This window comes from Mycoplasma sp. 1781 (assembly GCF_053851675.1).
Genome location: NZ_JBSQBC010000029.1, coordinates 1 through 850, shown reverse-complemented (window position 1 = coordinate 850; position 850 = coordinate 1). Strand labels below are relative to the sequence as shown.

The 850-nt window shown below is 27.4% G+C and carries 1 protein-coding gene; it reads right to left on the bottom strand.

Annotation, left to right across the window (positions count from 1 at the left end):
* Positions 1-252 precede the first annotated feature (252 nt).
* A partial coding sequence (locus ACWXVP_RS03220; RefSeq protein WP_456013066.1) for a hypothetical protein occupies positions 253-850 on the bottom strand: 598 nt, incomplete at its 5' end.

The window sequence follows — 850 nt, the reverse complement described above, 5'->3', positions numbered from 1 at the left end:
GTGTTGCCAAAACAGGTAAAAATCCTAGAAAAAGTAATTTGCTTTTTTTCATTTTGCTCCTTATATTTAATTAAGTTTATAAAGCATATTTTATAGTATTTTTTTTTTTTTTTTTGTTTTGGCAAAATTTGTGTCTAATAAGGCAAAAAATAGGTTAGCAAATCATCCTAAATATCACAAAAGCACAAGAAGTTAAACCTAAAATAACTCCTCGTGCTTTATTAGATTGATTATAAATTTCAATATTTTATTTTAGTTTTTTGTCGATCTTGGTTCAAATATAAAGATTGGACCCTTACCTTCTATTCCTTTAAAGAATGAATTGGCAAGATCTGCAAAATCTGTAAAAACCATAGGTTGGTTTTTTTCTTCTGTTTTCTTTAAGTCTGGAGACTTCATTTGTGATTTTGAATCTTGTTTAGAATTATCTTTGCCTTCCTCATCATCAGAAATCCAAGGTTCATTATGATCAGGCAATTCTTGTCATGGTCTCCCTTCTGATTTGGAAACAATTAAATCCTTATTATTATCATCAATAGAAAAGTCAAAATTTTGATTCTTTCCATCATCTTTTTTAGGGTCATAAGTTTTTTTATGAAAACTTTCTTCGCTTTTTGTTTTAATTTTCATATTTTCAGCATTTGTAAAACTTAATTCACCTGGTTCATCATCTTCATCTCAAGGTTCGTTATAGTCTGGTTCATTATTTTGCATTGAAATAACACCTAAATCTGTATAACCATCATCAAGAAAATCAAATCCGTGTTTACCATCATCCTTAGTTCTGTCGTATTCTTTATATAAATTCTTGTAATAAAAATTATCAATTACATTCTTAATTTCTTCATTA